This is a genomic window from Pseudovibrio sp. Ad46, assembly GCF_001623065.1.
In the GTDB taxonomy this organism is placed as follows: Bacteria; Pseudomonadota; Alphaproteobacteria; order Rhizobiales; family Stappiaceae; genus Pseudovibrio.
This window is the reverse complement of record NZ_LMCG01000005.1, coordinates 351709-375605: the sequence shown is the minus strand read 5'-3', so window position 1 is coordinate 375605 and position 23897 is coordinate 351709. Positions and strand designations below refer to the sequence as shown.

Annotated in this window: 26 protein-coding genes and 1 tRNA gene; 14 read left to right on the top strand and 13 right to left on the bottom strand. The window is 50.4% G+C overall.

All coding sequences use genetic code 11. The features are described from left to right. Positions 1–46: 46 nt before the first annotated feature. Entirely contained in the window at positions 47–1102 is a 1056-nt protein-coding gene (hisC, locus tag PsAD46_RS03315) for a histidinol-phosphate transaminase (protein WP_063306118.1), read from the top strand. A gap of 132 nt (positions 1103–1234) precedes the next feature. Further along, complete coding sequence (locus PsAD46_RS03310) at positions 1235–1717, top strand: helix-turn-helix domain-containing protein (protein WP_063294209.1); 483 nt, start codon at positions 1235–1237, stop codon at positions 1715–1717. Between the two features lie 6 nt (positions 1718–1723). Here PsAD46_RS03310 and PsAD46_RS03305 read toward each other — a convergent pair whose 3' ends face one another. Next, complete coding sequence (locus PsAD46_RS03305; protein ID WP_063306117.1) at positions 1724–2413, bottom strand: TetR family transcriptional regulator; 690 nt, start codon at positions 2411–2413, stop codon at positions 1724–1726. Positions 2414–2531: 118 nt separating this feature from the next. On the opposite strand from PsAD46_RS03305, the gene PsAD46_RS28315 reads away from it, so the two are divergent. Both PsAD46_RS28315 and PsAD46_RS03300 read left to right on the top strand, forming a co-directional pair. Next, a complete protein-coding gene (locus PsAD46_RS28315; RefSeq protein ID WP_208981643.1) occupies positions 2532–2753 on the top strand; it encodes an SDR family NAD(P)-dependent oxidoreductase in 222 nt (73 codons plus the stop codon). After that, on the top strand, positions 2719–3447 hold the full coding sequence (locus PsAD46_RS03300) for an SDR family NAD(P)-dependent oxidoreductase (protein WP_208981642.1): 729 nt from the start codon (positions 2719–2721) through the stop codon (positions 3445–3447). The genes PsAD46_RS28315 and PsAD46_RS03300 overlap by 35 nt, the downstream gene beginning before the upstream one ends. A 12-nt stretch (positions 3448–3459) precedes the next feature. Here PsAD46_RS03300 and queG read toward each other — a convergent pair whose 3' ends face one another. Both queG and PsAD46_RS03290 read right to left on the bottom strand, forming a co-directional pair. Continuing rightward, the gene (gene queG / locus PsAD46_RS03295) at positions 3460–4596 is read right to left on the bottom strand and encodes a tRNA epoxyqueuosine(34) reductase QueG (RefSeq protein WP_063306116.1); all 1137 of its coding nucleotides are present in this window, start codon (positions 4594–4596) and stop codon (positions 3460–3462) included. A gap of 20 nt (positions 4597–4616) precedes the next feature. Then, positions 4617–5309 carry a glutathione S-transferase family protein gene (locus PsAD46_RS03290; RefSeq protein WP_057462740.1) on the bottom strand — a complete coding sequence of 231 codons (693 nt, stop codon included), beginning with the start codon at positions 5307–5309 and terminating at the stop codon, positions 4617–4619. Between the two features lie 149 nt (positions 5310–5458). On the opposite strand from PsAD46_RS03290, the gene PsAD46_RS03285 reads away from it, so the two are divergent. After that, positions 5459–6268, top strand: coding sequence for an undecaprenyl-diphosphate phosphatase (locus tag PsAD46_RS03285; RefSeq protein WP_063294213.1), 810 nt, complete (start codon positions 5459–5461; stop codon positions 6266–6268). 48 nt (positions 6269–6316) lie between these two features. On the opposite strand, the gene PsAD46_RS03280 is transcribed toward PsAD46_RS03285, so the two are convergent. Together PsAD46_RS03280 and PsAD46_RS03275 are read right to left on the bottom strand one after the other, a co-directional pair. Then, the gene (locus PsAD46_RS03280) at positions 6317–7504 is read right to left on the bottom strand and encodes a hypothetical protein (protein WP_063306115.1); all 1188 of its coding nucleotides are present in this window, start codon (positions 7502–7504) and stop codon (positions 6317–6319) included. Between the two features lie 251 nt (positions 7505–7755). Then, positions 7756–8742, bottom strand: coding sequence for a complex I NDUFA9 subunit family protein (locus tag PsAD46_RS03275; protein WP_084404314.1), 987 nt, complete (start codon positions 8740–8742; stop codon positions 7756–7758). A gap of 230 nt (positions 8743–8972) precedes the next feature. On the opposite strand from PsAD46_RS03275, the gene PsAD46_RS03270 reads away from it, so the two are divergent. From PsAD46_RS03270 to ptsN, 8 genes are all read left to right on the top strand, one after another. Beyond that, positions 8973–9059 (top strand) — tRNA-Leu (locus tag PsAD46_RS03270). Between the two features lie 112 nt (positions 9060–9171). Further along, positions 9172–9792, top strand: coding sequence for a ribonuclease D (locus tag PsAD46_RS03265; protein WP_057462737.1), 621 nt, complete (start codon positions 9172–9174; stop codon positions 9790–9792). A 252-nt stretch (positions 9793–10044) separates the two neighbouring features. Beyond that, positions 10045–10707 (top strand): LPS export ABC transporter periplasmic protein LptC, encoded by a 663-nt coding sequence (gene lptC, locus PsAD46_RS03260; RefSeq protein WP_208980846.1) that lies wholly within the window; start codon positions 10045–10047, stop codon positions 10705–10707. Continuing rightward, positions 10704–11273, top strand: a complete 570-nt coding sequence (gene lptA, locus PsAD46_RS03255) for a lipopolysaccharide transport periplasmic protein LptA (protein ID WP_208981640.1) — start codon at positions 10704–10706, stop codon at positions 11271–11273. The genes lptC and lptA overlap by 4 nt, the downstream gene beginning before the upstream one ends. A 70-nt stretch (positions 11274–11343) precedes the next feature. Further along, on the top strand, positions 11344–12087 hold the full coding sequence (gene lptB, locus PsAD46_RS03250) for an LPS export ABC transporter ATP-binding protein (RefSeq protein ID WP_244273169.1): 744 nt from the start codon (positions 11344–11346) through the stop codon (positions 12085–12087). Positions 12088–12161: 74 nt separating this feature from the next. After that, the gene (rpoN, locus tag PsAD46_RS03245) at positions 12162–13700 is read left to right on the top strand and encodes an RNA polymerase factor sigma-54 (RefSeq protein WP_063294215.1); all 1539 of its coding nucleotides are present in this window, start codon (positions 12162–12164) and stop codon (positions 13698–13700) included. A gap of 218 nt (positions 13701–13918) precedes the next feature. Then, positions 13919–14509 (top strand): ribosome-associated translation inhibitor RaiA, encoded by a 591-nt coding sequence (gene raiA / locus PsAD46_RS03240; RefSeq protein WP_084404313.1) that lies wholly within the window; start codon positions 13919–13921, stop codon positions 14507–14509. Between the two features lie 75 nt (positions 14510–14584). Next, positions 14585–15052, top strand: a complete 468-nt coding sequence (gene ptsN / locus PsAD46_RS03235) for a PTS IIA-like nitrogen regulatory protein PtsN (protein ID WP_057462732.1) — start codon at positions 14585–14587, stop codon at positions 15050–15052. 151 nt (positions 15053–15203) lie between these two features. On the opposite strand, the gene PsAD46_RS03230 is transcribed toward ptsN, so the two are convergent. Further along, positions 15204–15464 (bottom strand): DUF1150 domain-containing protein, encoded by a 261-nt coding sequence (locus PsAD46_RS03230; protein WP_008548441.1) that lies wholly within the window; start codon positions 15462–15464, stop codon positions 15204–15206. A 161-nt stretch (positions 15465–15625) separates the two neighbouring features. Then, the gene (locus tag PsAD46_RS03225) at positions 15626–16054 is read right to left on the bottom strand and encodes an Hsp20 family protein (protein ID WP_057462731.1); all 429 of its coding nucleotides are present in this window, start codon (positions 16052–16054) and stop codon (positions 15626–15628) included. A 351-nt stretch (positions 16055–16405) separates the two neighbouring features. Here PsAD46_RS03225 and PsAD46_RS03220 point away from each other — a divergent pair, with 351 nt between their 5' ends. Beyond that, entirely contained in the window at positions 16406–16972 is a 567-nt protein-coding gene (locus tag PsAD46_RS03220; protein ID WP_063306113.1) for an MAPEG family protein, read from the top strand. Between the two features lie 105 nt (positions 16973–17077). Here PsAD46_RS03220 and hutX read toward each other — a convergent pair whose 3' ends face one another. The 6 genes from hutX to PsAD46_RS03190 all read right to left on the bottom strand — a co-directional run bounded on the left by hutX (position 17078) and on the right by PsAD46_RS03190 (position 23464). Beyond that, positions 17078–17572 carry a heme utilization cystosolic carrier protein HutX gene (gene hutX / locus PsAD46_RS03215; RefSeq protein WP_057462729.1) on the bottom strand — a complete coding sequence of 165 codons (495 nt, stop codon included), beginning with the start codon at positions 17570–17572 and terminating at the stop codon, positions 17078–17080. Then, the gene (hutW, locus tag PsAD46_RS03210; protein ID WP_063306112.1) at positions 17569–18939 is read right to left on the bottom strand and encodes a heme anaerobic degradation radical SAM methyltransferase ChuW/HutW; all 1371 of its coding nucleotides are present in this window, start codon (positions 18937–18939) and stop codon (positions 17569–17571) included. Before hutW ends, hutX begins: the two co-directional genes overlap by 4 nt. A gap of 199 nt (positions 18940–19138) precedes the next feature. After that, entirely contained in the window at positions 19139–20242 is a 1104-nt protein-coding gene (locus tag PsAD46_RS03205; RefSeq protein WP_057462727.1) for a sn-glycerol-3-phosphate import ATP-binding protein UgpC, read from the bottom strand. A gap of 2 nt (positions 20243–20244) precedes the next feature. After that, entirely contained in the window at positions 20245–21087 is an 843-nt protein-coding gene (gene ugpE / locus PsAD46_RS03200; RefSeq protein WP_057462726.1) for a sn-glycerol-3-phosphate ABC transporter permease UgpE, read from the bottom strand. A gap of 10 nt (positions 21088–21097) precedes the next feature. Next, positions 21098–21979 (bottom strand): ABC transporter permease subunit, encoded by an 882-nt coding sequence (locus PsAD46_RS03195; RefSeq protein ID WP_057462725.1) that lies wholly within the window; start codon positions 21977–21979, stop codon positions 21098–21100. Between the two features lie 177 nt (positions 21980–22156). Further along, a complete protein-coding gene (locus PsAD46_RS03190) occupies positions 22157–23464 on the bottom strand; it encodes an extracellular solute-binding protein (protein WP_063286516.1) in 1308 nt (435 codons plus the stop codon). Between the last annotated feature and the right edge of the window lie 433 nt (positions 23465–23897).

Sequence of the window (23897 nt, the reverse complement as noted above, 5' to 3'; positions counted from 1 at the left end):
TTAAAGATGCACGATTGATTGCGGTTTGCTGAGATTGGATTGAGATATGAGCAGGTTCTGGAGCCCGATTGTCCAAAAACTGGAACCCTACATCCCGGGTGAACAACCAAAGCAAAAGACCTTTATCAAACTGAATACCAATGAGAACCCATGGGGGCCTTCTCCGCGTGCATTAGAAGCAATTGCTGCGGCCACAGGCGATGCGTTACGGTTATATCCTGACCCGTCTGCTTCTGACCTGAGAGCGAGTATTGCATCCTCTCTTCAGCTGACTTCTGACCATATCTTTGCAGGCAATGGCAGTGATGAGGTGTTGGCGCATGCGTTTCATGCCTTCTTCAGCGGGAAAGATCCAATTCTCTTTCCGGAGATCACCTACGCGTTCTATCCAACCTATTGTAAGCTTTACTCGATTGAACATCGGCTGATGCCTCTCGGCGATGACTTCCGTATCAACCCCAGCGACTTTTCCAGGACTTGTGGCGGTGCGGTCATCGCAAATCCGAATGCGCCAACCGGTCTTGCCATGCCATTGGAGGATATCGAGGCAATCCTCAAGGCAAACCCGGATGTGGTGGTTCTTGTTGATGAGGCTTACATCGATTTTGGTGGGCAAAGCGCGGCTCAGCTTGTACCAGATTACGACAACGTGCTCGTGGTGCAGACTTTCTCAAAGTCCCGCAGCCTTGCAGGAATGCGTGTTGGGTTTGCCGTGGGGCAACCGCATTTGATTGAGGGATTGCACAGGGTCAAGGATAGCTTCAACTCCTATCCCCTCGACAGGCTTTCACTTGCAGGCGCACTTGCTGCCTGGGAGGACACGGAGTGGTTTGAAAAGACACGCGACCAGATTGTTGCAGATAGAGAGAAGCTCACCGAGAACCTTCAGGCGCTCGACTTTACGGTGCTGCCATCTTCAACAAACTTCATTTTCGCCTCTCACGCGCATGTTCCGGCGGAGCGGTTACATGCCGACTTGCGAGACCACGGCATTCTGGTTCGGCACTTCAAGAAAGAGCAGATCAACGACTGGCTGCGTATTTCTATCGGAACCTCTGAAGAATGTACCACACTGGTGAAAGTGCTTCGGACGATGCTCTGAATATATTTTGTTATTTTACAGGGCGTTAGATTTAAATGTCCTGCTCGTGTCGTGGTCATGTCGGCTGTTTGTCGTGGTATTTTATTTAAGAAGCTTCCAGATTGCTCCTAGTTGAAGAACAGGAATTTTTCCGTGATTGTCAGAAAATTACGCATTGAAAAAGGGCTCTCTCAGGAGCAGCTCGCACACATGGCAGGTATCAGCACGCGGACACTGCAGCGTATCGAGCGCGGCGCGAATGCGAGCCCCGAAACCCTGAAATGCATTGCTTCTGCTCTGGACACGGATTTTGGTGATCTCAGGAAGGAACAGGACATGCCCTCAGCATCCAATGGAATTTTACCCGAGCTTTCCGGCAGGGAGCAGGAAGCTATGGAGTATGTGCGGGATATACGAAGCTTTTACATGAACCTGATCCAGTACGCCGTTGTGATTACAGCTCTGGCGGTGCTGAACCTGCTCACATCGCCGGGTTACCTCTGGTTCCTGTGGGTTGCTTTTGGGTTTGGCATCGGCCTTGTTGCTCATGGTTTGAGTGTGTTCGAGGTCATCAATCCCTTTGGTGGCGATTGGGAAAAGCGTCAGATAAAGAAACGGTTGAGGCAGCGGCAGTAGCCGCTGTTATTCCAACACCGGCTCCCAGTTCTGCTCTTTCGCCAGAATACCGAGCAAGCACAGCTCGATAGCGCTGGCCAGCGTATCCTCAAAGTTCATCTTCAAATGAGCCAGTTCAGGATGCTCCAGCGCTGCCAGCGAATTTTTGCGGTCTGCTTTCATCGGCCAAAGCCCTGCAACAATTGTGAAAACGTACTGGACTGCTGCAAGAGCTCCTGCCTCACTCATGTGTGGAAGGGCAGCGGTCAATATCTCTGCCATCTGTCGGTGGCGATGCAGGAACTGCAGCTTCGCTTCTACAATGCGCTCTGTTGAGAGATTGTGCTCCAGAATTGGCGAAAGCTGGCTGACCAACAAACACAAGCGCGGATGCGCAAAGCACACCTTGGCCCAAAGCTTTGCAATACCTTTGAGATCTCGTTGGCTTTTAGGCTCACTCAGGGACTTTTCGAAGTCGGCAATCATGAGATCTGCCTCTTCCTGAAGCAGCGCGACAAGAATTTGCTCCCGGCTTTCATAGTATCGATAGAGACTGGATTTTGCGAGGCCAACCTCCCGCGCAACAGCGGAAAGACTCGTGTTTTCAATACCTTCTCTATCCATCAAGATGCGCGTTGATGTGAGGATCATCTTCTCTCGTTCAGCAAAATGTTCCGCTGTCCGCGCACGCTTATAAGCCTTTGATTTTTCGCTCATATTCTCAATCACTCTTCGGCACACCACATAAACGACCAATGGTCGGTTATTGACTCTCACAAACTCTCCAAATAAACTACCGGCGTTTTGTTATTTTGACAATCTCAGGAGAGATACTTTGCAACAACAGCCAAATAATAAAAACAGTCAAAACCTTACAGGCAAAACGGCTGTGGTTACGGGCGGTAATGTGGGTCTCGATTTTCAATCTGCTTTGGAATTAGCTGAGAGCGGTGCACATGTAGTGATTGCTTGCCGGTCCGTTGAAAAAGGCGAGACAGCAATGGCGAGGATTCACCAAAAAGGTGAGTTCTGCTTCTCTGGAGGTGATACCGCTTGATCTGACCGACCGGGACAACATTCACCAGTTTGCTCAGGTTTTCAGCAGCAAGCATGACCGACTGGATATTCTGCTCAGCAATGCAGGTGTCGTGAACCTGAAAGAGCTGGCACGCACCAAAGAAGGTTGGGAAATTCACTTCGCAACCAACCATCTAGGGCACTTTCTTTTGACTGGTTTGTTGTTTGAAACGCTCGTTGCAACACCTGATGCACGCGTGGTGACCGTTTCCAGTGGTGCATACAAAGCTGCAAAAATGAACTTTGATGACCTGCATTGGGAAAACCGCCCATATGCACGGATTGGCAGCTACGCAGAGAGTAAACTTGCCAATCTCCTGTTCATGTCTGCTTTGCAACGCCGATTTGATGCGGCTGGCTCATCCGCTAAGTCTATGTCTGCTCATCCCGGCCTTGCGGCGACAGAGCGGCAACAATCTATTGGCATTGGCGGATGGTTGTCCCGTGTAATGGCACGGCCCGTCTCATTTGGCGCTCGCCCTCAGATGATGGTAGCCACAAACCCTGACCTTCCCGCCTGCACCTTCCTCGGTCCGCGCTTTGGCATGTGGGGCGCCCCAACCCCAATCAAGCTTTCCGGTCTAGCTATTGACGAAAAGGTGCAAGAGAAGCTCTGGGCAGTTTCGGAGGAACTCACTGAGTTTCAATATCCCAAAGCCACCGAAAATGCCTGAGGGTGTGGCACCCTAGGAAGAGGCGCCCTGGTCCCATTCAGCTTTAACCGTTTCGCTCTGCTCATTAGAGAGTGCTGCTGACTTGTGCTTATTGTACTCGTCAGCAGAGACAAGTTGGGCCAAAGCCCAGACGGCTGTGGCGCGGACGGTTTCGTCTTCGTCTTGCAGGTGGTTTAGCACGTGGGGGATGAGTTTTTCTTCTGCGCTGTTGCCTGCTGCGATGAGGCAGTTGCGGATGAAGCGGTTACGGCCAATGCGCTTAACCGGAGAACCAGAGAAGAACTTGCGGAAGGTTGGATCGTCCATTTGCAGCAGCTCTGCAAGGGCTGGTTCCATCAGGTCTTCGCGGGCCTGTAATTTGGCCTCACTGGCGGACTGGGCAAACTTGTTCCATGGGCAGACGGAAAGGCAATCATCGCAACCATAGATGCGGTTGCCAATTGGTTTGCGGAATTCCAGCGGAATTGGGCCGTGGTGCTCAATGGTCAGATAGGAGATGCAGCGGTTAGCATCTACTTGATACGGCGCTGGGAAAGCCTTCGTCGGGCAAACTGTGAGGCAGCGTTTGCAGTTGCCACAATGGTCGACTTCCGGCTCATCCAATGGCAAGTCCAGTGTTGAGAAAATCGCCCCGAGGAAGAACCAGGAGCCAAGCTCTCTGGACACGAGGTTGGAGTGCTTGCCTTGCCAGCCGAGCCCAGCGGAATGAGCCAGAGGTTTTTCCATTACCGGGGCCGTGTCTACAAACACCTTTACATCCCCACCGCCTTTGGAAACCAACAGGCTGGCCAGCTCTTTCATTTTGCCTTTGACGATGTCGTGATAATCGCGGTTGCGAGCATAGACTGAAATGTGCGCTTTATCTGGCTTATCGCGCATTTCCATCGGGTCAATGTCAGGCCCATAATTCATCGCCAGCATGACAACAGAGCGGGCTTCCGGCCACAACTCTAACGGGCTTGAACGCCGGACTTCGGTTTCCGGCATCCATTCCATTGTGGCGTGATAACCCTGCTCAATGAAGTGATGCAGGCGCTCTGGCGCAAGTGGGATTGCATCCGCTGTGGTGATGCGGATGTCATCGAACCCGACTGCACGTGCGCGTTTGATCAGATCCGCCTTGACGCGTGCAGCTTGCTTCTCCGTCAACTGAGTGTCTGAATGAGATTTTAGAAGTCCAGATCCGCGTAGGTCTTTGCTGCTGGCATGCCGAGCATCTTGTCCGCCAGAATTGGGCGGAAGCTCGGACGAGATTTCATCCGTGCGTACCAGCTCTTCACGTTTTCGTCCTCGGACCATGGAACTTCACCAAGATAGTCTGCACAGGAAAGAAGACTTGCTGCAGCCAGATCAGCGAATGTGAGCCGATCACCAGCCAGCCACTTTCGTGTCGCAGCAAGGTATCCGATGTAGCGCAAGTGGTTCAGCATATTGACCCGTGCAATCCGAAGAATGCTTGAGTCTGGCTGTCCGCCACCCTGGCTATCCGGCATCTCCTGTTTGTAAATGCGTTCTTGCACGATGTAGCCAATAACCTCACCGAGGAATTTTTGCAAAAACCAAGAGACGAGACGACGCGTTTCTGCACGTGCTTCAGGATGATCCGGCAACAAGCGGCTGTTAGGAATCGCATAGCCGCGAGTTTCGTCCAAGTATTCCATGATAACCATGGGCCCGCACACAGCAGGGCCATCATTTTCCTTCAGAACGGGGAGCGTTCCTGCTGGGTTCATCATGAGGAAGTCGTGACGACGTGCCCAAGGGTACTCCGTCTGACATTCAAACGGAGTTCCATATTCTCCGAGCGCTAAGCGTGCGAAGCGCGATTCAGGAGAGAAAGGATGATGATAGAGCTTGAGCATTGTTCTGATTTATGAGCAAACCTGTAACTAAAAGGTTGCTATAGAAACGTAATTTGTCTCAAAAGAGTCTTGAGACGGTAAACCATACGAAAACACGGGGACAACCTCACCAATGTCATCTGGGGAAAATTCGTGGAGACCATCGTTTAATGACAACTGAAAGTATCGTCGGCGCATTGCTGCTCGGCATCATTGAAGGCCTGACTGAATTCATCCCAGTTTCCTCCACAGGGCATCTGCTGCTGATCGGGCATTTTATTGGGTTTAAAAGTGAAGGTCGCGCCTTTGAGGTGATGATCCAGCTTGGAGCTATTGCAGCTATCCTGACTGTCTACTTCACACGGCTCACAAGAATTGCAGTTGCACTGCCAACAAGTGCAAAAGCCCGGCATTTCACACTTGGCGTTCTGCTTGCTTTTCTGCCTGCTGCAGCGATTGGCGCACTGGCCTACGATTTCATCAAAGCGGTTTTGTTTGAAACTCCCGCTCTGGTCTGCGTGACGCTGATTTTCGGTGGCATCATCATGCTGCTGATTGATAAAATGCCTTTGCAAGCGCGCTATACCAACGTGGAAGACTACCCACTTTCGCTTTACATCAAGATCGGCTTTGCTCAGTGCATGGCTATGATCCCCGGCGTGTCTCGTAGTGGCGCTACGATTGTCGCTTCCTTGCTGATGGGCACGGACAAGCGGTCTGCGGCGGAGTTTTCATTCTTCCTTGCAATGCCGACCATGGTTGGTGCGTTTGTTTTTGATTTTCTGAAGAACAAGGACGCCTTGGGGCAGGATGACTGGACCCTGATTATCATCGGGCTTGTCTCTTCCTTCATTGCCGGTTTCTTCGTTGTGCGCAGCTTGTTGGATTATGTCTCCAGACACGGCTTCGCGCTGTTCGGCTGGTGGCGCATCATTGTAGGCGGGCTTGGACTGTTGGGTCTCATTCTCACTCAGAGCTAACCGCATCTACAAATCATCTTCAAAGCGTCGCAAACATGCGGCGCTTTTTTATTTCAGATCAGAAGCCGGGGTATGTTTGAAGCTGTACCCTTTGTTCAACCATTCCTGAAACCTGTTTTGTGTGTCGGGATCGCTGAGCTCGTAATGAGTAACCAGTCCAGACTTTGGAATATCCTGATCTTTACGCAGCAAGGCCATGTCCAGTGTTTGACAGTTGGTGTGATAAAGCTCGACGGATCCTTTGTCCGTCTTTTGAAGATAGGCGGTATGAGAGATGTGGCCCGTTTTATCATCAACAAAATTGAGAACACCAGACTCTTCCACTTTGGTGTGGTCGAACTCTTTTTCGACTGTTTCGGGAGATACGCCCATCAACTCAGGATATCCTTCCGGGTAGCCATTTACCTTGTTCTCCCCCATCAGGCTCGATCGCAAAAACTCTGGCAGGTTGCCCTCTATGACACCGACTTTCATTGCCGCGTTGTAGCAAACCTGCGGGCGCCAGCTTTCTTTCTTTTTGTCATAGTCAGCAGTAAGGCTACCCTGAAGCTTTTCATCGCCCACACGCTTGCTTTCAGGCTTGCTTGCTTCCGCTGAATCCAGCCAATCCATCTCTTTACGGAGCTTTTGAAGGGATTTGTTGCCTGACTTAAGTGCCTTGTTGACATCATCAATGTTGCGGGCCTGAACGCATGCTTCTGCGTGGGTGAGCTCCTTGTTTATATCCTCACAAGCTGATGTGAACTTGCTAAGCTTTTTAGCATTGGCCTTACTAAAATAAGCACGCTTCACAAACTCGCCCTTACGGTCTGCATGTTCATTGTATTCTTCTCGCAGACCGCCCACTTCATCTGACAGTTCAGAGAGCGTTCTTTCTGCATCATTGATCAGTTTTGAGTGTTCCGAAACGCACCTTTGCAAGAGGGAGACGGAAGAGATAACAGCATTCTCATTCTTATCATGGATCGCAGCCAAAGCCGCCTTGAGAGCGGATTGAGTCGCTTTATCGCATTTTTTGAAAGATGAATTCAGTGCCTTATAATTTCTCAGAATGTCACTTTTAGCATTTAGTTCAGAAATAGAATGCTCTAGCTGAGAAAAGTCCGCAGGTAAGGCAGCTTCAGCTGATGCTTCGCCTGTCTCTGCACCTTCTGCACCGCCTGCATTGATACGCAGGAGTTTAAACATATCCTCTGTCCATCGATGCTCTTCTGGGGTCAAGTCGGTCAGCGGCATGGTCTCATTCCAGTTTTGAAAGCTCTACTGCTAAGGAAACTACTTAGTATCGAACAATATGCGCTAGTATGATGAAGGCAGGACGGCTTTTAGAACTGGTGGTGAACATATGCTTATGCAGCACCTGTGAGCTTAGGTTAAAATTGAATGAGCCGCTCCATTGAGGTTGCGACTACGCAAATCACAGTCATTTCAGGCACGAAAAAACCCCGCCAGAGGCGGGGCTTTGTGGCTTAAAATCTACAAAACCACTATGACTTAGCAGGTCTTTTTGCATCGTACTGCCCATGTGGGCGGAATTTATCGAGATACGTTGGTAGAATTGCTTCCATGGAATGCGGCTCAATGCCGAGCCCTTCAAAAGTACGCTTTTCTGACTGAGCTTCCTTGCTTACAACGTTATCGCTCTTCAGCAGATTGACCTGATCAACAGTCAACATTGGCTTTGGCAGCATCTGCATGAACTTTGCCTGAATACGGGCGATCAGGAACGGCAAAGTAACCAGCATGCGTTTGCGATGAATGACCTGCATCAGCAGCTGCAAGCATTCCTTAAAGGTCGCGACCTGAGGGCCGCCTAGCTCGTAAATTTTGCCAGCTTCAGCCTTGCCCTCGATGGCATTCGCAATAGCGAGTGCAACATCACCCACATAAACAGGCTGGAATTTGGTGTGACCACCGCCGATCAGAGGCAATACCGGGAAGAGCTGCGCCATGCTGCCGAAGCGGTTGAAGAAATCATCTTCTGGACCGAATACGATGGACGGACGGAAGATGACGGCATCTGGTATTGCATCCAGAACGGCCTTCTCGCCTGCAGCTTTTGTTCTTGCATAAACAGCTGGGCTATTTTCATCCGCGCCAATTGCAGAAACGTGCACCAGATTATCAATGCCCTGCTCATTGCAGACCTCAGCCACTGTTGCAGGGCCTTTTGCCTGAACACTGTCAAACTTCTGAGCACCACTCTCATAGAGAATACCCACAAGGTTGATAACTGCGCAGGCGCCTTCAACGGCGCGCTCGACAGATTTTTTGTTACGCACGCTCGCAGCGACAGGCATGATTTGCCCAACAGCCCCCAGCGGCTGCAAATGCTCTGCAAGATCAGGATGACGAACAGCGGCGCGGACGCTGTATCCGCGCTCTGCTAAGATCCTGATAACGTGACGACCAATAAATCCTGACCCGCCAAAAACGGTTATAAGTTTCCCGTTAAGCGCTTGCGCCATTTTCATCCACCTTTGCCAAAATTTTGCAGGTACGCGTATTAGCGCGCATAACCCTCAAAAAAGCTATAATTCATGGGATGTTAATACGCTCAAGGTTTTGGGATGTGAAGGCACTCTGTGGAGAAATTAAAACTCTTTGCAAATGTGTGATTGACAATCTCAACCCAGATCACTAGAACCCAGCCTCACAGAGCGGCGCTGCCAAGCAGCAACCCTCTGAAAGAAAAAGATGATATGCCCAGATGGCGGAATTGGTAGACGCGCTAGCTTCAGGTGCTAGTGCCCGCAAGGGCGTGGAGGTTCGAGTCCTCTTCTGGGCACCATCTTTTCTTCACAAAGCTCTCCCTAAAAATTACAGAGTAACTTGACCGTTTGGTGTAGAAGAGACAAAACACGTCTCATGTACCAAATCGCGCTTATTCTTCGAGAGCAACAATGACAATCAGATATCACAAGAACGATCTTCCAGACCTTTCCAATTATGCTTCAGCTGACGCTGTTGCAGTAGACTCCGAGACTCTAGGTCTGAACCCACACCGGGATCGGTTGTGCGTTGTGCAGCTTTCTTCTGGCGACGGCTCTGCTGACGTGGTGCAGATTGAGCGCGGCCAGCTGGTTGCTCCTAATTTGCAAGCGCTGTTTGAAGATGAGAGCAAGCCAAAGATTTTTCACTTTGCCCGCTTTGATGTTGCCATATTGAAAGAGTACCTGGACATTTCCGTTTCTCCGGTCTGGTGCACAAAAATCGCTTCCAAGCTCGTGCGTACCTACACAGACCGTCACGGTCTGAAAGATCTTTGCCGCGAGTTGATTGGCGTTGACCTTTCCAAACAGCAGCAGAGCTCTGATTGGGCAGCTGAAAAGCTGACAGATGCACAGCTGGCCTATGCTGCATCAGATGTTCTGCACCTTCATAAGCTTAAAGAACGCCTTGAATTTATGCTGGAACGTGAAGAGCGTACCGAAATTGCGCAGAAGTGCTTCGAATTTCTGCCGACACGCGCGCAGCTTGACCTTGCAGGATGGCCTGAGAACGATATTTTCGCACATTCTTAAGTGAAACTCGAGTTTTCTACCAGTATTTGCGGTTTAATGGGCTTCAGCATTTGTAATTTGTTGAAGCCCCCCCATTTAGGCAGCTAGTGTGTACTTACTGCTTCCTTTCGGGTTTTTACCTGAAAATTTGCGTATCAACGGAAGCGGCTTGTGCCTGTAAGATACTGGTTACTCACTGTACGAGAGACCGGAAAATGGCAACCGGACAGCGATCCCCGTCTGTATCGCGTCCAGAATGTTCCAGGACTATGAATGACAACAATGGAAAACATGCCCAAAGAGTTTGCGAATGAAGCGCAAACACGGCTTGAAAAAGCGCGCAAATCTGCGCGTCGACATTCCATTCTCGTTCGCATTCTCCGATTTGCTCTTCCTGCTGGCGGATTACTGATCGCCGCTGGTGTGATTGGCATGATCGTTTTCCAAAACATTCTTGCCGGCCTGAGCATTGGAGATATCAGCCTGACAACCGAAGGACTGGTCATGTCCAACCCGCATCTGTCGGGAAATGATGGTGATCGTTCATACAACGTTCAGGCGGATCGGGCTATTCAGCGTATCACAAACCCGCAAGTGATTGATTTGGAGAATATTGTGGCCGAAATCACAATAGCTCCCGGGGAAACTGTTAGTATCACCTCTCGAAACGGGACGTTTGATACAGAGATGGAAACCCTGAATCTCACCAATGGGATTACGGTCGCGTACAGTAAAGGCTATTCCGCAGAATTTGAGTATCTCGATATTGATATGAAGACAGGTACAATCCAGACCAACGATACAGTTGATGTCATGTCTGATGGTGGCTATATCGATGCTGGATCTATGGAATTTGATCAGAAAAACAATGTTTTGAATTTTCGCCGGGGCGTCAAGATGAAGCTTCTGCCCTGGGCACTGGAGAACGGTCAATGATTAACCGGATGAGAATATTCTCTCTATCTTGTCTTATGGCATTCGGGCTGGCTGGAATGGCCCACGCACAAACGTTCTCCGATTCATTTGCCGGATTTGGTTCTAACAATAAAGAACCTATTGAGATTGAAGCGACGAACCTTCAGGTTCGTGACAAAGACAAAAGCGCTATATTCAGCGGCAATGTTGTTGTTACCCAAGGTGAAACTAAGCTGGAAACCCAGCGCTTGATCGTGTTTTATGCTGGCTCCATGGCCAATGGTACAGCGGATGGCCAGGCCGTTCAGCAGTCCATTTCCCGTCTTGAAGCAAAAGGTAAGGTCCTGATTTCCTCCAAGGATCAGGTCGCAACTGGTGACGATGCCAGCTTTGACATGGACAAGCAGGTTGTTGTGATGACCGGTAAGCGCGTTGTTCTCAGCCAGGGACCAAACGTAATTGTTGGCAAGCGCCTTGTGATCAACCTGGAAACAGGCAAAGCAAATCTGGATTCTAGCGAAACTGGCGGTAACACCGGTCGTGTGCGGATGCTTTTGCAGCCGAACAGCCTTGAAAATAAGAACTAAAGCAAAATAGGCCACGCTCTTGAGTGCACACCCAATTGATCCTCAGATCCCAACGCACCAGCCAGAAGGCATCAAGTACGCCGACCCATCAGAGGCGGTGCTTGAAGTTGATGGCATCGGCAAGAGTTACGGACGTCGTCAGGTTGTCAAACATGTCAGCTTGAATGTACGGCGTGGCGAAGCTGTGGGACTACTGGGTCCAAACGGAGCTGGTAAGACAACCTGCTTTTATATGATCACCGGTCTCATTCGTCCGGATCATGGTTCAATTCGCCTCGATAAATTCGACATGACGCAGCTGCCAATGTACCGCCGTGCGCGTCTGGGAGTTGGTTATCTGCCTCAGGAAGCCTCGATTTTCCGTGGTCTCTCTGTTGAAGACAACATTCGTGCTGTTTTAGAAGTGGTGGAGCCGAACAAGAAGCGTCGTGAGGAAGATCTCGACTCGCTTCTAACTGAATTTGGTGTCACACACCTGCGTAAATCGCCAAGTATCGCACTCAGTGGTGGTGAGCGCCGCCGTGTCGAGATTGCGCGCGCTTTGGCAACTCGCCCGTCCTTTATGCTGCTTGATGAGCCGTTTGCGGGTATTGACCCGATCGCGGTGGGTGACATTCAGCAGCTCGTACGTCATTTGACCCAACGCGGTATTGGCGTGCTGATTACAGACCACAACGTTCGTGAAACGCTTGGGCTGATTGACCGCGCTTATATTATCGCGGCAGGTGAAGTTCTGACAGAAGGCAAGCCACATCAGATCGTTGCAGATCCGGATGTAAGGCGTTTGTATCTCGGGGAACAGTTCACTCTTTGATTTCCAACCTATGCCGAATTGCGTAGAAGAGTGTTGCAGGCTAGCTTGCAGCACTTGGAGGACGAAATAACTCTATGGCAATCGGTCCAAAATTGGAATTCAGACAAAGCCAACAGCTTGTCATGACGCCGCAACTGATGCAGGCGATCAAGCTGTTGCAGCTGTCGAATGTGGACCTGCTTGCACACGTTAATAGTGAGTTGGAAAGTAACCCCTTTCTAGAGCGAGATGACAGCCCGGATGGCGCTGGTCCCGCTGGAGAGACCTCCAATTCAGAAAGTACTCCAGAAGCTGACAATAGCCCTGCAGAGATGCAGGAGGGGGATTGGCTCAATAACGAGCTGGAAACAACTCCGGAAGCAATATCGAGCAATCTGGATTCTGAACTCTCTAACGTCTTCCCTGATGATAATGGCGAGCACCAGGCCGTTGATCCGGTTCAGCAGAAGGCGGATAACTGGCAGGCACCGAGCCACAGCACTTCCTCAGGAGCCTCTGACTACAATCTTGAAGCGTTTGTCGCCGCAGAAATCTCCCTGAGTGAGCATCTTCAAGAACAGCTCGGTTTTGTGCTCACGAACCCTGCCGATGTTCTGGTCGCTTATCAACTCGTCGATTGCATTGATGAAAATGGCTATCTACGCATTGACGGTGCTGAGATGTCTGCGCGCCTCGGGGTTTCAGAGCGAGATCTGGAGCGGGTTATTCTTGCTTTGCAGGCGCTTGATCCGGTTGGTGTGTTTGCGCGTGATTTGTCTGAGTGCCTAAAACTGCAACTCAAAGAAAAAGACCGCTACGACCCTGCCATGCAGGCGCTGGTCGAGAACATTGAGTTGCTGGCTTTGCATGACCTCGTAAAGCTCAAACGTATTTGCAAAGTGGATGATGAAGACCTCAAGGACATGATCCTTGAGATAAAAGAGCTCAATCCGAAGCCTGGCGCTGCATTCAATACGGAAATTACCCAGCCGATTGTGCCAGATGCATTTGTTCGGCCTGCTTCAGATGGAGGCTGGACCGTTGAGCTCAACACAGAGAGCCTGCCTAAGGTTCTGGTGAGCCAGAGTTACTACTCCGAGATTTCTCAGGGCTCCAGAAACGATAAGGAACTGGCGTACTTCACCGATAGCCTGCAGACCGCAAACTGGCTGGTCAAAAGCCTTGATCAGCGGGCGCGGACAATTCTGAAGGTGTCCTCTGAGATTGTTCGTCAACAGGACGGTTTTCTTACTTATGGTGTACAGCACCTTCGGCCAATGAATCTGCGCGTTGTGGCAGACGCCATTGGCATGCATGAATCCACCGTCAGCCGTGTCACATCCAACAAATACATCGCTACGCCACGTGGCATTTTCGAGCTGAAATACTTTTTTTCTGCCGCAATTGCCTCTTCTGAGGGCGGTGAATCGCACTCAGCGGAATCAGTCCGCTATCGAGTTAAGCAACTTATTGACGCTGAAGATCCGAAGAAGATTCTTTCAGATGACGCTCTTGTAAAAATTTTGAAAGACGACGGTGTGGATATAGCGCGACGAACTGTAGCTAAGTATCGGGAAGCATTAAAGATTCCGAGCTCAGTTCAGCGTCGGAGAGAAAAGAAAAGCCTGACCTAACCCACTGATATTTCTCATGGTTTCAATGAGACATAATAGGGTCCCGATCAGTTAATAACCTCTATAGGATGTTTCTCTGTTCTCATAGATTTTTCTAAGAACTCGAAAACAGTAGCACTTTAAACTTAGCTGGTCCAAACTACATGTGTTGAAGGGTTCTTTGCTCTTTGGCTGAAGAACCTGTCAGCGAATAAGTCGACACAACATAAGAGGTTCCCATGACAATTAGAATTTCGGGGAGGAACGTGGACATTGGTGACGCAACCAGGACACACGTTGAAGACCGGATTTCCGATGCACTGGATAAATATTTCCCAGGAGCATACACGGGTCATGTGACAATCGCTCGCGAAGGCTCAGGCTTCCGATCCGACTGCACAGTCCACCTCAGCACGGGAGTTGTGCTTCAGGTTTCGGGTGACAGTCAGGATCCGCGACAAAGTTTCGACAAAGCAGCCGAACGCATTGAGAAAAGGCTAAGGCGCTACAACAGAAAGTTAAACGACCACCACACAAATGGCCTCCCTGCAGAGTGGGAAACATACGACGCAACATCGTATGTTCTTGCTGATCCTGAGCAGGAAGAAGAGGTACCTGCCGACTACAGCCCACTTGTGGTTGCAGAAACTGAAGCGAAAGTGAAAACACTGACTGTCGGAATGGCAGTTATGGAGCTAGATTTAAGTGAAGCTCCCGTTGTAGTGTTCCGCAACGCTGGTAATGGTGAGGTAAATGTCGTATTCCGTCGTCACGATGGAAACGTTGGCTGGATTGATCCAAATCTCGCTAACGGGGCTGCTCCTAACTGATAATCATGGTCATCACGACCCTGTACAAAGCCGGTTTTCACCGGCTTTGTATTTTGCATGGACACGGATCAAGGAATGGATCTGAACGAACTTCTTCGTCCTGAGGCTGTCATTGCCAACCTCAAGGCAAACAGCAAGAAACAAGCCCTGCAGGAACTTGCAGAACGGGCCTCTGAGATTTGCGGAGAAACTGAGCGCGATATCTTTGATACGCTGCTGCAACGCGAACGTCTCGGCTCTACAGGTGTCGGAAACGGCATTGCAATTCCGCATGGAAAAATCGTGGACCTTGACGGGTTACACGGCCTGTTTGCGCGACTGGACAAACCGATCGAGTTCGACAGCTTGGATGACCAGCCTGTTGATTTGATCTTTGTTTTGCTTGCGCCAGAAGGCGCTGGAGCGGACCACTTGAAAGCTCTGGCACGTGTTGCACGACTTTTGAGGGATTCTGATGTTGCAAGCAAGCTGCGCGCAACAACAGATGCTGCTGCAATTTATTCTATTCTGACCCACCCACAGGCTTCGCCTAACGCAGCTTGAGGCACGTCAGCTCAAAAACAAAAAAGCCTGGATCGGGCGCATTCCAATCCAGGCTTTTTCTTTGCCTAATTCACTGGGTCTGAAGAGTTTTTCTACGCTTTGAAACGCTGTCTTTCTCTATTACTCCCTCTGAGAGCTCCCAGTAATTGGTTTAGTGGACGCTCAAAGCTTCCAGATCATTCTCAATTGCGTTTGCAATTGCTGCATTGCGTGTATCAGTCAGAACCAGTGGTGTTCCGTCAGCAGCCAAAAGAGCCCAAGCAGGAAGGTCTGCATCCTGCAGCTCTGCATCAGGGAACATCTTCTTCAGGTCATTTGGAGAAACGCGCCTTACATAGGCGACTTCACCAGCTCCGAGTTCTTCAAAATTTTCGTACGGGTCGTCGGCCAGCACAGAAGGGGCGCGTGTCATCGCCTTCTCCTTGAGAGTTACTAGAGCAGGCTGCGCATGTTTTCGCTTCAAGCTCTAAGTCTTTATAGTCGCGCGCATCTTTGCCCAAAAATCGGTTTTCCGCTTTCCGGAGATACGCTTCAATATTCAGATCAGCGCGAAGAAAGGATTGCTCCTTTAATTCAGTCCCCCGCCGAGATTTCAATCCGGCGAACGATACGCTCTGGCTCAGGACGAGCAAGATCAATAGACAACAGACCATCTCGCAGGTCTGCCCCTAAAATCTCAATGCCTTCGGCCAACACAAATGCGCGTTGGAACTGTCGTGCAGCTATACCCCTGTGTAGGTATTGGCGAGTTTTGTCTTCTTGTTGGCGACCACGGATTACCAATTGGCTTTCCTCAACAGAAACATCCAGTTGGTCACGTGTGAAGCCAGCAACCGCAAGCGTGATGCGGATGACTTCACCTTTCTCTTCAGTGGCAACGAGGCGTTCAATATTGTAGGGTGGGTAGCCATCATTGGCTGCTTTGCTCACCCTGTCCAATACGCGCTCAATATCATCGAACCCCAACATAAATGGGCTCGAAAACGCAGATACTCGCGTCATAATCCAAGTCCTTCTTCAAGCGACCCAGCTCCAGACCCTCATTAGGCATCCGGTGTGAGAGCATCTCGCCCTCGGTCTTTCCTCTGGAATATGGCGGTTAGCGGCGAAGGTTTCAAGTTAACTTAATGATACTCAATTAATTCTCCCGGATCGCAACGGTATTCTCAGGCCCCACAACAAGCTTGGGTGGTAAACTTGCAGGACTTTAAACAGTGCTGCTTTGAGCCCTTGGTCTGTTTGGTCCTTCGTTTCCCTTCCCTGCTGCCATGCCGGGAATGACAGGTTTACGTCCCCCTTAAGAAATCGTAGCGTCTGCTTTTGGAGAATGTTGCCTCAAGGGGAGTGATAGGAATGGACATTGCTGAGGTAGATAACTCACGTGCCACTTTGATGGTGAAGGCTTATCCGTTTGCACTGATCGCTATCAGCCTTCTCATCAACCTGTTCGTCTTCGGCATTAAACCGCTCGTCATCACTCTTCCCACTCCAGAAGCAATCGAAGCCTTGATCATCGCTGCGGTCCTGCTTCTTGGCAATCACACCTGGCTGATGACTGTCACTGAGCTCACGCGCGCTAAGCATGATCTGGCGACAACACCAGAAGAATGGGAGCAGAAAGGCGGGCGTCCGTCTTCAATTGCTCAGGATGCTCGTGACGCGCTGGAACGTCGTCACAATGCTCATCGCAACACCACCGAGAACATGGTCTACTTTGTGCTGTTGGCAACTGTTGTGGCTGTCGTTTCGCCTGCCACTCTTATGGTGCAGGTTTGGATAGTTGGATTTGCCGTTGCCCGGCTTGGCTACACTTACAGTTATCTGTCAGCCAAAACCGGCCTACGAGGCTTGTTTATGAGCCTGAGCTTGCTCAGCCTTTATGGGATGGCCAGCTATCTCGTAATGGCGATGCTTGTTTGATCCTCAACGCCCAAACAGAAAAGCCGGGGCAATGCCCCGACTTCTGCTTTTCACAGATCACCGTGAGCGAAATCGGTGGTCTATGATTTTCGACGTCTCACAGGCTCACCAGCTCGCGAGTTCATCAAATTTTTCAATCTGATCCGGCTTGATCTGACCTTCCTCATCACGGCCAAGGAAGATTTTCAGATAACAGTTACCATCTGCATTCAGGAAATTGATGGACACCGCCAGCTTGGAGAAGAATGGGCGCTTCAAGAACATGATAGAGTGGCACGCATCTGCCTTGATATGGCCGGAGAAGCCGCCTTCTGTCTGCTTAAGATTATAGAACCCGCGCGCATAGCTGCCTTCCGGGAACGGACCTTTCACTTCAAAGATCATGTCTCCAGTGTTTGCGATGCTTGTGACGTTGCCCCAGGCAGGGATCGCCTTGATCACTTCGTCAAAACGTTCGCCTGAATGTTCACGCCACATTTCTTCTGGCAGGCAGCGGATTGTGTCAGCCATTGAAAGGCCGTGCTCTTTGGCAATGCTCTCCAGAATGCCTGCTGGGTTTTCTGCAAGCTTCTCTTTTAGCTCTGCGATTTGTGCGTTCATGCTGCCTCTTCCTGATAGGTTTTGGTTTCTGGCTGCAAGCTTGCGGAGTGCAGCTTAAAGGCAGCCTTGAGATAAGTGAGAAGGGTTTGGTGCCAAAAGCGCCCTGCTGTGGTGAGGGAGATAATCTCCTCACCCGCGATCAGGCCAGAGCACTGCCAGTTACTCAACAATGAGTCTATGGATTTGCGAAAACCACGGGCCCTGACTTCTGTGCGCTCCAGATGTCCGAGGTCGAGGCGCATTTCTTCAATTCCAGCGGCCAGGAAATTGAGGGGAGAAGACAATGGATCGGCTCTGTGCAAACGCGACAATGGCTTCTCCCCCTCCTCCAGACACCGCATGTAGTCCACGATTCCTCCATGGATGCCGTAGGAATATCCGTTGATGTTGCCGCCTGCCCCGGAACCGAAGGCTAGGCAGTCTGCGCCAGACTTGATCAATGTGTTGTAAAGATTACGCTCTCGGGTCTGTCGGCCCCAATGACTGGAAGAAATCTGTTTCCAGCCGTGGTGATGCATGTACTCTAAACCCTCGCCGTACATGGCTCCCTGCTGCGGTAAGGTCGCTGCTGGGTCGCAAGCCCCCTTCTCAATCGCTTTTGAAAGGGGACTGCCGGGAAAGACTGCGAGTGTGTATAGATCGACGCCATCCAAGCCCAGATCCACAACAGTTCGTAAATCATCACGCCAGATTTCTGCGGTTTGATAGGGCAGACCTAATATCAGGTCACAGACGATTGCAGCACGGTTGCGGTCTCTCAGGCCTTCAAAAAAGCGGATTGTTTCTGATCCGCTCGCCTTACGGCCCTGTCGCTTGCGGACTTTAGTGTTGAAGGATTGAACTCCAGTTGAAAAGCGGTTGGCACCTGCATCCAGACATGCATCAATCTTGTCATCATCAAAGTGGAAGATGCGCCCCTCAACTGTGATCTCACAATCGGCTGAGAGAGGATAAAGTTCTCGGATACGACGGATCACTCTTGCGAGGTCTTTCGCATGTAGGGCTGTCGGAGTGCCGCCGCCAAAATAAACGGCGTTGATTGGTGAGCTTTGAGAAGCGGGGGAAGATGCCTCTAATTCAAGTTCTTTGATTAATGCATCAGCATATGGGGCTGAGTGTTCTTCATGCCATTTGTTGCGGTAGAACCCGCAGAACAGGCAGTGATTGGCGCAAAATGGGACATGCAAATACATGACGGCCATGCCTGACCGTTTGAATTGTTGAATTTCCTGCCATACAAGCTGGTGCTCCTCTTCCGACACAGCCTCACCAGCAGAGCCGGGCATATGGGCACCACGGCGCTCAAATGCATAGCGGAGAGGATCGTCTGTTTCCTGAGCGAAGAACTTTTCCAGCGCAGCTTTCATCGGTCAACCTAGCTTTGTTAATTTGGTTGGCTCGCAATGCGCTGGCTAAATATGAGTATCTACATCAAGTTTTGTTTTTGAGAAGAGAAGTTCGCTCACGTGCGATAAAATGGCACAGGTTTTCGACTGCATCTATGTGCACCACACGAAAAAGGCCCAGCAGATGCCGGGCCTTTTGAAAGTTATATCTGAGCAGCGTTTAAGCTGTTTCGAGTGCGCCTTCCAGCTCGATACGTTTGCCGGATTTGGTGTCAAACGTGTGAAGCTTTTCTGGCTTTGCTGTCACCTTCAGGATCTGGCCTGGTTCGAAGTGCAGCTTACCAGGAGCACGCACAACAACGTCAACGCTGCCTTCACCAATGGTGCCGTGAACGTAGCTCTCAGCGCCCACAGGCTCAACAACATGCACAGTCAGTGCAGTGTGCAGTCCGGAGTCGAACTTCTCGCTCAGCTCTTCGATGACCAGATCTTCCGGACGAACGCCGAGGATCAGGTCAGACAGATCTGTGTTTAGCTTCACGTCAACGGTTGCGCCATTGTCGAGCTTCCACTCATTGCCGCTCTTTGCCAGAGGCAGCAGGTTCATCGCAGGAGAGCCGATGAAGGTAGCAACGAATGTAGACGCTGGCTTTTCGTAGACATCAATCGGAGACCCGATCTGCTCTACAACACCGCCGCTGAGAACAACGAGGCGATCTGCCAGTGTCATTGCTTCAAGCTGATCGTGGGTCACGTACAGACTTGTGGTGCCTAGTTCTTTCTGAAGCTTCTTGATCTCCATGCGCATCTGCACACGCAGCTTTGCATCAAGGTTAGACAGAGGCTCATCAAACAGGAACGCGGCAGGTTCGCGAACAATCGCGCGACCCATTGCAACACGCTGGCGTTGACCACCGGAAAGCTGACGTGGCCGACGATCAAGGAAATCTCCGATTTCCAGAATTTCAGCCGCTTTGCGAACGCGCTTTTCGATCTCATCCTTAGGGATGCTGCGGTTTTTCAGGCCATACGCGAGGTTGCCGTAAACGGTCATGTGCGGATAGAGCGCATAGTTCTGGAACACCATTGCGATGTCACGATCAGCGGGCTCTACATTGTTGACCAGGCGATCCCCGATGAACAGCTCACCATCTGTGATGGTTTCCAGACCTGCCACCATGCGCAGCAGAGTGGACTTACCGCAACCGGAAGGGCCGACGAGAACAATGAACTCACCATCCTTAATGTCGATGGAGATGCCTTTTACCGCTTCTACGTTGCCTGCGTAGATTTTGCGAAGGGTATTAAGTTGAATGCCTGCCATTTTTATTTCTCGCTTTCCACGAGCCCTTTAACAAACCAAGACTGGAAGATCACCACGATCAGAACAGGTGGAAGCATTGCAAGTACTGCAAGCGCCATTGCCTGGTTCGTATCTGGGATCTGCGCACCAATCCACACCTGCAGAATCTGCTTCATACCACGCACCAGCGTGAAGAGGCTTTCATCTGTGGTGATGAGTGTTGGCCAGAGGTATTGGTTCCAACCAAACACGAACATGATGATGAAGATTGCAGCAATCATGGTCTTGGAGAGTGGAACAAGAATGTCGATGAAGAACTTCAGCGGTCCTGCACCATCGATACGCGCAGCTTCAACCAGCTCATCCGGAACGGACTTAAAGAACTGGCGGAAGTAGAAAGTGCCTGTTGCAGACGCAATCAATGGGATGATCAGGCCTGAATAGGTGTTCGCCATACCGAGGCCCTGTACGATCTCGTAGGAAGGCAGAATGCGCACTTCCAGAGGTAGCAGCAGGGTGGAGAAGATGATCCAGAAGAAGAACGTTCCAAGCGGGAAACGGAAATACACGATTGCGTAAGCCGCGAGCATGGAAATGATGATCTTACCGAAGGCAAAGCCGAGGCCGAGAACCAAAGAGTTCCACAGCATAGTCAGACCAGTCACAGACTTGGTAAAACCGCCAGCTTCTGTCAACACCTGCTTATAAGTGTCAACGAAATGGCCGCCTGGAGAGAGCTGAAGGCCATCTTTGTAAATGGATACAGCATCATGACTGGACGTCATGAGTGCGTAGACAACTGGCACCAGCATAAAGAGGGCGCCGAGAACGAGGATCACGTGATCCCAAAACTGTGAGCGTTTCATCTATCCCTCCTTAACTGTAGTGCACGCGACGTTCGATCATGCGGAATTGAACCACAGTGAGAGCGAACACGAGTATCATCAAGATCACAGACTGTGCTGAGGACCCACCAAGGTCGTTTCCGCGGAAGCCATCAAGGAACACCTTATAAACGAGCGTTACAGGGTTGTTGCCTGGCTCACCCTTAAGCACCAGATCGATAATACCGAATGTATCAAAGAGCGCGTAAGTGATGTTGATGATCAGCAGGAAGAAGCTGGTTGGAGCCAACAGTGGGAAAGTCACAGTCCAGAAGCGACGTGAAGAAGATCTACAATCAACCGCAGCTGCTTCCTGAACGGATTTTGGAACACTCTGGAGACCAGAGAGGAAGAAGATGAAGTTGATCGGAATTTGCTTCCAAACCGCAATCACGGTCATAGCAAATGCAGTATCAAAATAGTTCACACCGATCTGCATGTTCCAACCAAGGGCGTGGGCAAGATCGTTGAGTGGGCCAATGTGCTGGTCAAACAGCATCACGCCTACAAGGCCTGCGACGGGAGGGGCGATCGCATAAACCCACATGAGCAGAGTGCGGTATGTGGAGGCGCCTTTGATAACGTTGTCTGCTTTGACTGCCAGCAAAAGAGCAATGCTGAGAGAAAAGAATGTCACCGCAGCTGAGAAGATCAGCGTGAACCATGCAGTTCTGCTGTACTCGCTCGCGGAAACAACATCTTTAAAGTTGTCTAGGCCAACAAAGGTGGAGCCGAAGCCAAACGGGTCTTCAAGATAGAAAGACGCCCTGATTGCTTCTGCGGCTGGCCACAGAAAGAAGACGCCAACAATTGCCAACTGCGGAAGCAGCAGCATGTATGGCATCAATGGATGTGAGAATTGAACTCGTTTCATGGACTGGCCTGGTCGCTGTTTTCGTTGTGGTGGCCGGTTGCTTAGCAAGCCTGACCGCTTGTTCAGAAAAGCTCACTGCGCTCTTTGACGCATGGGAACATTCTATTTCCAAAACAACCTGAGACCGGAGACACTTAAAAGCGTCTCCGGTCTTAGCGAAAGTCTCAATGCTAAGTCTTAGTTAGACGTCTTAGCAAAGCGAGCCAGAAGCTTGTTAGCTTCGTCTTCGATGGTCTGGAATGCGTCGTCTACGGATTTGTCACCGGAGAAGATTTTACCGTATTCACGGTTCATCACGTCACGCACCTGAACGTAGAAGCCCATGCGGTAACCCTTGGTGTTGTCTCCACCTGGCAGTGTCAGCTGCTTGATGCCGATTTCAGCTGCAGGTACGCGGTCGTAGTACCCATCCTTAGTTGCCAGCTCATATGCAGCGTTGGTGATTGGCACGTAACCAGTTTCCTGGTGCCAGTAGTACTGCATTTCTGCGGAAGTCAGGAAGGAGTAGAAGTTCGCAACACAGTCGTTTTCTGCTTTTGGCTTACCGGACATTGCGAAGAGTGCAGCGCCACCGATGAAGGTGTTGGTGCCTGTTTCGCTAACAGAAGCCCAATGAGGCAGGTAGGTTGCGGAGAATTTGAAGTCTGTGGATTTTGTCAGGCCACCGAAGGAACCTGAAGAACCGAGCCACATTGCAGCGGAACCGTCCTGGAATACCTTCTGGTTGTCACCCCAGCCAGTGCCGTAGTAACCGAACAGCTCAGCGTCGAGCCAGCCTTTAACCTTTGTGAAGTGCATTTTGATCGCATCGTTGTTCACGAGGATCTTAGTGCCTTTCGCGCCGTCGTAACCGTTGTTGTTGGTTGCGAATGGCAGGTTGTGGCGGGACATGAAGTTTTCGGTGAAGATCCATGGCAGGTGTGACTGTGCCAAAGGAATATAACCAGCAGCCTTCAGCTTAGGAGCGATCGCTTCGAACTCTTCCCAAGTCTTAGGAGCTTCAACGCCTACTTTCGCCAGTGCTTCTACGTTGTAGTAGAGGATCGGGGTAGAGGAGTTGAACGGCATGCCGATCATTTTGCCAGCTGCGTCAGCGTAGAAGTAACGAACACCAGCAATGTAATCTTCGATGTTGAATTCAACACCAGCGTCTTTCAGAAGGTCTTCAGCTGGAACAACTGCGCCCTTTGCACCGATGATGGTAGCGGAACCTGCATCAAATACCTGAAGAATGTTTGGCTGTTCGCCAGCACGGAATGCCGCAATACCAGCAGTCAAGGTTTCTTCGTAGTTACCTTTATAGACTGGGGTCAGCTGACACGCGTCCTGAGACGCATTGTATTTGGTGGAGATTTCGTTGACAACTTCACCCAGACGGCCGCCCATTGCGTGCCACCAGTTGATTTCTGTCGCAGCGAAAGATGCTGTTGAAGACATTGCGAGTGCTGCAAAGGTTGCGACACCAGTTGCTTTACGAAGAGTCATTTTTGTTGCCCCCCATTGGGAAAGTTGAAAAAATCTAACATGCGAAGCGGAGTTAACACCTGATCCATCGCAGTGACGATCCATCCCCTACGCCTCATCTGCGATATCACTTAGGTGTTTCACACTAGGATGACAGTTTCTTGAAGTTTCGATGAATTGCAATTGGATCTTCGTTTTTTTTCATAATTATCATGAGATTGTCATGTTTCGGAAAAGTGAAACCGATCCAAGGCGACTGTTTTTTATGCAATATTTTCTGCCGTTCAGCATGATTGAAGTGTCTAAAATTGGAAGTTTTGTTTCGAAAAAATTCGATACGAAAGATTTCGAATGTTGAGCATTATGCAAAAATTTGTCGGCTAATCACTTGATATAAAGGAGAAATACCTAGACGGCGAATAAAATCTATTTTTGCGCCTTGCACGTTTCTGCG

Excerpts from the sequence above, each read along its gene's own strand:
- PsAD46_RS03290 (WP_057462740.1), bottom strand. The coding sequence starts at position 5,309 with ATGCTCAAGCTCTATCATCATCCTTTCTCTCCTGAATCGCGCTTCGCA.
- PsAD46_RS03195 (WP_057462725.1), bottom strand. The coding sequence starts at position 21,979 with ATGAAACGAGTTCAATTCTCACATCCATTGATGCCATACATGCTGCTG.
- PsAD46_RS03280 (WP_063306115.1), bottom strand. The coding sequence starts at position 7,504 with ATGCCGCTGACCGACTTGACCCCAGAAGAGCATCGATGGACAGAGGAT.
- PsAD46_RS03220 (WP_063306113.1), top strand. The coding sequence starts at position 16,406 with ATGGACATTGCTGAGGTAGATAACTCACGTGCCACTTTGATGGTGAAG.
- PsAD46_RS03305 (WP_063306117.1), bottom strand. The coding sequence starts at position 2,413 with ATGAGCGAAAAATCAAAGGCTTATAAGCGTGCGCGGACAGCGGAACAT.
- ptsN (WP_057462732.1), top strand. The coding sequence starts at position 14,585 with ATGGATCTGAACGAACTTCTTCGTCCTGAGGCTGTCATTGCCAACCTC.
- hutX (WP_057462729.1), bottom strand. The coding sequence starts at position 17,572 with ATGAACGCACAAATCGCAGAGCTAAAAGAGAAGCTTGCAGAAAACCCA.
- raiA (WP_084404313.1), top strand. The coding sequence starts at position 13,919 with ATGACAATTAGAATTTCGGGGAGGAACGTGGACATTGGTGACGCAACC.
- PsAD46_RS03275 (WP_084404314.1), bottom strand. The coding sequence starts at position 8,742 with ATGAAAATGGCGCAAGCGCTTAACGGGAAACTTATAACCGTTTTTGGC.
- lptA (WP_208981640.1), top strand. The coding sequence starts at position 10,704 with ATGATTAACCGGATGAGAATATTCTCTCTATCTTGTCTTATGGCATTC.
- hisC (WP_063306118.1), top strand. The coding sequence starts at position 47 with ATGAGCAGGTTCTGGAGCCCGATTGTCCAAAAACTGGAACCCTACATC.
- PsAD46_RS03225 (WP_057462731.1), bottom strand. The coding sequence starts at position 16,054 with ATGACGCGAGTATCTGCGTTTTCGAGCCCATTTATGTTGGGGTTCGAT.
- lptC (WP_208980846.1), top strand. The coding sequence starts at position 10,045 with ATGACAACAATGGAAAACATGCCCAAAGAGTTTGCGAATGAAGCGCAA.
- PsAD46_RS03230 (WP_008548441.1), bottom strand. The coding sequence starts at position 15,464 with ATGACACGCGCCCCTTCTGTGCTGGCCGACGACCCGTACGAAAATTTT.
- hutW (WP_063306112.1), bottom strand. The coding sequence starts at position 18,939 with ATGAAAGCTGCGCTGGAAAAGTTCTTCGCTCAGGAAACAGACGATCCT.
- PsAD46_RS03265 (WP_057462737.1), top strand. The coding sequence starts at position 9,172 with ATGACAATCAGATATCACAAGAACGATCTTCCAGACCTTTCCAATTAT.
- rpoN (WP_063294215.1), top strand. The coding sequence starts at position 12,162 with ATGGCAATCGGTCCAAAATTGGAATTCAGACAAAGCCAACAGCTTGTC.
- PsAD46_RS03190 (WP_063286516.1), bottom strand. The coding sequence starts at position 23,464 with ATGACTCTTCGTAAAGCAACTGGTGTCGCAACCTTTGCAGCACTCGCA.
- ugpE (WP_057462726.1), bottom strand. The coding sequence starts at position 21,087 with ATGAAACGCTCACAGTTTTGGGATCACGTGATCCTCGTTCTCGGCGCC.
- PsAD46_RS03205 (WP_057462727.1), bottom strand. The coding sequence starts at position 20,242 with ATGGCAGGCATTCAACTTAATACCCTTCGCAAAATCTACGCAGGCAAC.
- PsAD46_RS03285 (WP_063294213.1), top strand. The coding sequence starts at position 5,459 with ATGACAACTGAAAGTATCGTCGGCGCATTGCTGCTCGGCATCATTGAA.